Raw genomic sequence first — 6,082 nt, 5'->3', positions numbered from 1 at the left:
ATTTTTTGTTTCCCAACTACCTGCGAGTGCCCACACAGTTTGCTTGATATATTGTTAAAGAGCGTTGACCTTATTTCAGGTCAGGGATGCGTATTCTACGCATTCCGCAGTGTTCGTCAAGCGTTGAATCAAACTTTGTTTCGTTGTCTTCAAACCCTTGTGACCGTTGGCGTGTTGCCCCGTGTCAGTGGATGCGCATTATAGGGAACCGCTGATTTTGCGCAAGGGCTTTTTTGACAAAAACAGGCCTTTGATGGCCAACTGACTATAACTCGACCAATGCGACTTTTATTTAATCGGATAGTACCCTTAATCAGCCTATTTTGATCCTGCTCTCGTTATTCTTCTCGCAACAACAATAATATGCATATTAAATACTTATAAAGGTAACCGTCATGCAAATACTCGATGCCGAAAAAGAGAGCAGAATCTGGCCCCTGTTCCGGCTTGGTTTCCGGGTCTTCTTTTTGGGCGGCGCCCTCTTTTCTGTTCTGGCCATGTTGTTGTGGTTACTCAGCCTGTCGGGCATGGCCGTATTGCCGGGAGTAGGTAACCCCATCTGGTGGCATGCCCATGAAATGATCTTCGGCTTTGCCCTGGCCATCGTCGCCGGCTTCGTGCTTACCGCCATGCAAAACTGGACCGGTATTGCCGGTATACGTGGCTGGCCTCTGGCGGTAGTCGCCGGACTTTGGCTGCTGCCCCGCCTGTTGATGCCACTACGCGGAGAACTAAATCCACTGGTGATCACGCTCGACTTACTGTGGCTCCCCCTGGTGGCCGGCATGGTGGCTCGGCCCGTGTTACAAGTGAAGCAATGGCGCAACCTGTTCTTTGTACCCTTGTTTGTCGTGTTCACTCTGCTCAATGCGCTCAGCTATTACGCCGCCTTCAGTGGCAACTGGTTACTTGCCGAGCGAGTATTCGTTACCGCCGTACTGGCACTGAGTGGTTTGATTGCCGTGATGGGTGGTCGGGTGATCCCCTTCTTTACTGCTCGAGCTACCAATACCGACAAGCCGGAGCCCCGACCCTGGCTTGAAAAACTGAGCCTGGGCACACTCTGGCTGGGAGTACTTGGCTGGCTACTGTTACCACGTACCGACGGCTTTAATAACGTATTGGCTGTCATGCTGCTGATTGCCGCGCTTGCCAACCTTATTCGCCTGGCCCGCTGGAACAGTAAACTGACACCGAATATTCCCCTGCTATGGATACTTCACCTGGGCTATCTCTTTATACCCCTGGGGTTACTGGCTCTGGCGGCGGCACTATTGCAATGGGGCATCAGTATCTCTCTCGCCACCCACTGGCTGACCACCGGCGCTCTCGGTATGGTCATTCTTGGCATGATCGCCCGAGTATCGCTTGGTCATTCGGGTCGGCCACTGGTCATAGGTCGCCCGGTGGTGATCGCCTTCGTCTTGTTGCTTCTGGCGGCACTGATACGAAGCCTGCTCCCGATATTGCTCCCGGGCATGACCAATATGGCCTACCACACCAGCGCCCTGGCCTGGATGTTGGCCTTTGGGATTTTCAGCTGGGTATACTGGCCGATACTGACCCGCCCGAGAATCGACGACCGTCCGGGGTAAACAAGTGAGATGAAGAGTGAGGCGAGAAGGGTGAGGTGTAAAACCCTCACCCCTTACAGCTTGCTTTACTGATTGAGTATCAGCCCGTCGCTGTCGGCATCCAGCTCCAGCGGCTTGCCGGGAACCACCTTGCCGGACAGCATGGCCTGTGCCAGCGGGTTTTCCACTTTCTGTTGTACCGCCCGCTTCAATGGGCGGGCACCAAACAGCGGATCGAAGCCCGCATGGGCCAGCTTTTCCAGTAGCCGTTCGGTAATGGTGACCTCGAATCCCTTGGTTTCGAGCCGCTCTACCAGCCCTTGCAGCTGAATGCGTGCAATGGACTTGATCTGGTCTTCTGCCAGCGGATGGAATACCACGATATCGTCGATACGGTTGATGAATTCGGGACGGAACTGATGACTCAACACACCCATCAGCATTTCCTTCATTTCATCATAATCCTTATCGGTGCTGTGCTCCTGAATCAGATCCGAGCCGATATTGGAGGTCATGATCACCACCGTATTGCGGAAATCCACGGTACGGCCCTGGCCATCGGTCAGACGGCCGTCATCCAGCACCTGCAGTAAGATGTTGAACACATCCGGATGCGCTTTCTCCACTTCATCCAGCAGGATCACCGAATAGGGCTTGCGCCGAACTGCCTCGGTCAGGTAACCGCCCTCTTCATAGCCCACGTAGCCGGGAGGCGCGCCCACCAGGCGAGACACCGAATGTTTCTCCATAAACTCCGACATATCGATACGTACCATGGCATCGCGGCTGTCGAACAGAAAATCGGCCAGCGCCTTGCACAGCTCGGTTTTACCCACCCCGGTCGGGCCCATGAACAGGAAAGACCCTACCGGCCGATTGGGATCGGATAACCCGGCCCGGCTGCGTCGAATGGCGTTGGACACCGCCTCGACCGCCTCGTTCTGGCCGATCACCTGATCGTGCAGGCTGTCTTCCATACGCAGCAGCTTGTCTTTTTCGCCTTCCAGCATCTTGGCCACGGGAATACCGGTCCAGCGCGACAGCACATCGGCGATTTCTTCGTCGGTGACCCGGTTTTTCAGCAGATGCTGTTCCTGCATTTCGGCCTGTGCCGCCAGATCCAGCTGTTTTTCCAGCTCGGGAATGCGACCGTACTGCAGCTCGGACATGCGCGCCAAATCGCCGGCTCGACGCGCCACATCCAGCTCCCGGCGTACCTGCTCAAGCTCGGCCTTGATATGCTGAGTACCGGCCATGGCGGCTTTTTCCGAGATCCAGACTTCTTCCAGATCCGCATACTCGCCTTCTTTTTCGGTCAGTTCATCACGGATCAACTGCAGTCGCTTGCGGCTGCCTTCATCGTCTTCTTTCAGCAGTGCCTGCTCTTCCAGCTTCAACTGAATGATGCGCCGATCCAGTTTATCCAGCGGCTCCGGCTTGGAGTCGATCTGCAAGCGGATGCTGGACGCCGCCTCGTCGATCAAATCGATGGCTTTATCCGGCAACTGACGGTCGGCAATATAACGGTGCGACAGCACCGCCGCCGCGACGATGGCCGGATCGGTGATCTGCACATGATGATGCAGCTCGTAACGCTCCTTGAGGCCACGCAGAATGGCGATGGTGTCTTCCACCGTCGGCTCGTTGATCAGTACTTTCTGGAAACGACGCTCCAGGGCGGCATCTTTTTCTACATATTGGCGATATTCATCGAGGGTGGTCGCCCCCACGCAGTGCAATTCTCCCCGTGCCAGCGCCGGTTTGAGCATATTGCCCGCATCCATGGCGCCCTCGCCCTTGCCGGCGCCGACCATGGTATGCAGCTCGTCGATAAAGAGAATCACCTGCCCCTCTTCCTTGGCAAGCTCGTTAAGCAGTGCCTTGAGTCGTTCTTCGAATTCGCCGCGGTACTTGGCACCGGCGATAAGCGCGCCCATGTCGAGCGACAGCACCCGCTTGTTCTTCAGCCCTTCCGGTACCTCGCCATTGATAATGCGTTGCGCCAGGCCTTCGGCGATGGCGGTTTTACCGACACCGGGTTCGCCAATCAGCACCGGGTTGTTCTTGGTGCGCCGCTGCAGTACCTGAATGGTACGGCGAATTTCATCGTCCCGGCCGATCACCGGGTCCAGCTTGCCCTGCTCGGCCCGCTCGGTCAGATCGATGGTGTATTTTTCCAGTGCCTGACGGTTTTCCTCGGCGTTGGGATCGTCCACCTTCTGGCCGCCACGTACCTGATCGATGGCCTGGCTCATCTTGTCTTTGGTCAGGCCCAGCCGTTTGAGCACCTCGCCCAACTCGCCCTTGTCGTCCAGTGCCGCCAGTAAAAACAGCTCGGAGGAGATATAGGCATCCTTGCGTTGCTGCGCCAGCTTGTCGCATTGGTTGAGCAGCCGCGCCAGCACCGGCGACACCTGCACATCCATGTCGCCGCCGCTGACCTTGGGCAGCCGATCCAATGATTTATCCAGCTCCACCCGCAGGGTATTGCTGTCGACACCGGCGGTGGTCAGCAGCGGGCGCAGGGTGCCGCCGTCCTGATTAAGCATGGCCACCAGCAGGTGAGCCGGTTCGATATAGGCATGATCACGCCCCAACGCCATCGATTGGGCATCTTGCAGGGCGAGCTGAAACTTACTGGTAAGACGATCGAGACGCATCAGGATTCTCCTCGAAAACCCCCGCCACCTGACGGGAACACAAGATTGATTACTGATACTAAAGATGGGGTTTTATGACGTAAATTCAAGCAGTCGGCACATAAGTTTTGGCTAATCCAGCCAGATCAGGCTCGCCATACGACCGGTTTGCTTATCGCGCCGATAAGAGAAAAATCGCTGGGCGTCGGTATAGGTGCAGTGTGTACCGCCATAAATATGCGTAACTCCCGCTGCCGCCAGCCGCAACCGCGCCAGCTGATAGATGTTGGCCAGCCACTTATTGTCATTCACATCACCATGAGCCACGAAGGCATCCGCCGCCAGCGGAGAGTGACTGATAAAGACGTCTCTCACCTCACCACCCACCTCGAAGGCAGCCGGACCGATAGCCGGCCCAAGCCAGGCCATGACATCGCCAGGAGCAACCGCCATGGCCTGCAAGGTGGCTTCCAGCACGCCGGCCGCCAGTCCGCGCCAGCCGGCATGCGCCGCCGCCACCACGGTGCCGGCCTGGTCACAAAACAGCACCGGCAGACAGTCGGCGGTCATGACCGCGCAAACCTGACCCGGGGTGCGAGTCACCACCGCATCGGCGGCAAGATTGCCGGTGTTATCCGGCAGGTTCAGTACCCGGGTGCCGTGTACCTGCTCCAGCCACACCGGATCGTTCGGCAAATTCAGGCAGGCTGACAGCCGCTCCCGGTTGGTTTGCACCCACTCGGGTTTGTCGCCCACATGGGTGCCCAGGTTAAGGCTGTTAAACGGCGCCGGACTCACTCCGCCGGTGCGCGAGCTTTGAGCGGCACACACCTTGGTAGGCGCCGGCCAGTCGGGCAGGATCAGATCCATACCAGATCGTCCGGATGATCTTTGGTGTCGGCGCGCAGAACTTCAACCAAGGCCACAAAATCATCGGGAATGGGCGCATGCCATTCCATCATTTCACCGCTGATCGGGTGTTCCAGTCGCAGCATCACGGCGTGCAGAGCCTGGCGCTTGAAGTTGCGCAAGAACGCCAGCAGATCGGGATTGGCACTGCGCGGCGGCTTGAGACGACCACCGTAGACAGGGTCGCCCACCAGCGGGTGCTTGAGGTGCGCCATGTGTACCCGGATCTGGTGGGTACGGCCACTCTCCAGCCGCAGGCGCAAGCGAGTGTGGGCACGAAACTTTTCCATCACCCGATAATGGGTGACCGCCGGCTTGCCGGAGGGCACCACCGCCATTTGAATGCGCTGGGTGGGGTGACGACCGATGTTGGCCTCCACTGTGCCGCCGGCCGTCATGTGACCGATGGCGACCGCTTCATATTCCCGGGTAATTTCCCGCCCCTGCAGCGCGGTGACCAGATGCGTTTGTGCCGGTATGGTCTTGGCCACCACCATCAGACCGGTGGTGTCTTTATCCAACCGGTGCACTATGCCGGCACGGGGCACTTCGGCAATGCTCGGGCAATAGTGCAGCAGAGCATTGAGCAGGGTACCGCCCGGCGTACCGGCACCCGGATGGACTACCAGCCCGGCCGGCTTGTTGATGACCATGATGTCATCGTCTTCATAGACGATGTTCAGAGGGATGTCTTCGGGCTCGAAGCGCACATCGTCTTCCAGCTCGGCATGGATCACCACCTGCTGGCCCGACAGTACTTTTTCCCGTGGCTTGTTGGCTACCTGGCCATCCAGCTGCACCTGATCCTGCTGAATCCAGGTTTTGATGCGGGTGCGGGAGTAATCGGGGAACATGTCTGCCAACGTCTGATCCAAACGCTGACCGTATTGATGATCGGCAACAACGCCGTTGAGTTCGATTTGCTGGCTCATAGAGACCACTGGTTACCAAATGATGTTT

At 57.5% G+C, this 6,082-nt stretch carries 4 protein-coding genes; 1 reads left to right on the top strand and 3 read right to left on the bottom strand.

The window, feature by feature from the left end; all coding sequences use genetic code 11:
• Nucleotides 1-395 precede the first annotated feature (395 nt).
• Nucleotides 396-1,595, top strand: coding sequence for an NnrS family protein (locus ABD827_RS07805; protein WP_344963840.1), 1,200 nt, complete (start codon nt 396-398; stop codon nt 1,593-1,595).
• 65 nt (nt 1,596-1,660) lie between these two features.
• On the opposite strand, the gene clpB is transcribed toward ABD827_RS07805, so the two are convergent.
• The 3 genes from clpB to rluD form a co-directional block, all read right to left on the bottom strand.
• Nucleotides 1,661-4,234 carry an ATP-dependent chaperone ClpB gene (clpB, locus tag ABD827_RS07800; protein WP_344963838.1) on the bottom strand — a complete coding sequence of 858 codons (2,574 nt, stop codon included), beginning with the start codon at nt 4,232-4,234 and terminating at the stop codon, nt 1,661-1,663.
• Nucleotides 4,235-4,345: 111 nt separating this feature from the next.
• Nucleotides 4,346-5,083 carry a purine nucleoside phosphorylase YfiH gene (gene yfiH / locus ABD827_RS07795; protein ID WP_344963836.1) on the bottom strand — a complete coding sequence of 246 codons (738 nt, stop codon included), beginning with the start codon at nt 5,081-5,083 and terminating at the stop codon, nt 4,346-4,348.
• Nucleotides 5,074-6,054, bottom strand: a complete 981-nt coding sequence (gene rluD, locus ABD827_RS07790; protein ID WP_298723634.1) for a 23S rRNA pseudouridine(1911/1915/1917) synthase RluD — start codon at nt 6,052-6,054, stop codon at nt 5,074-5,076. Before rluD ends, yfiH begins: the two co-directional genes overlap by 10 nt.
• Nucleotides 6,055-6,082 lie beyond the last annotated feature (28 nt).

The sequence above is a fragment of the Oceanisphaera sediminis genome, assembly GCF_039539745.1.
In the GTDB taxonomy this organism is placed as follows: domain Bacteria; phylum Pseudomonadota; class Gammaproteobacteria; order Enterobacterales; family Aeromonadaceae; genus Oceanimonas; species Oceanimonas sediminis.
This window is presented reverse-complemented; position numbering and strand designations above follow the sequence as displayed.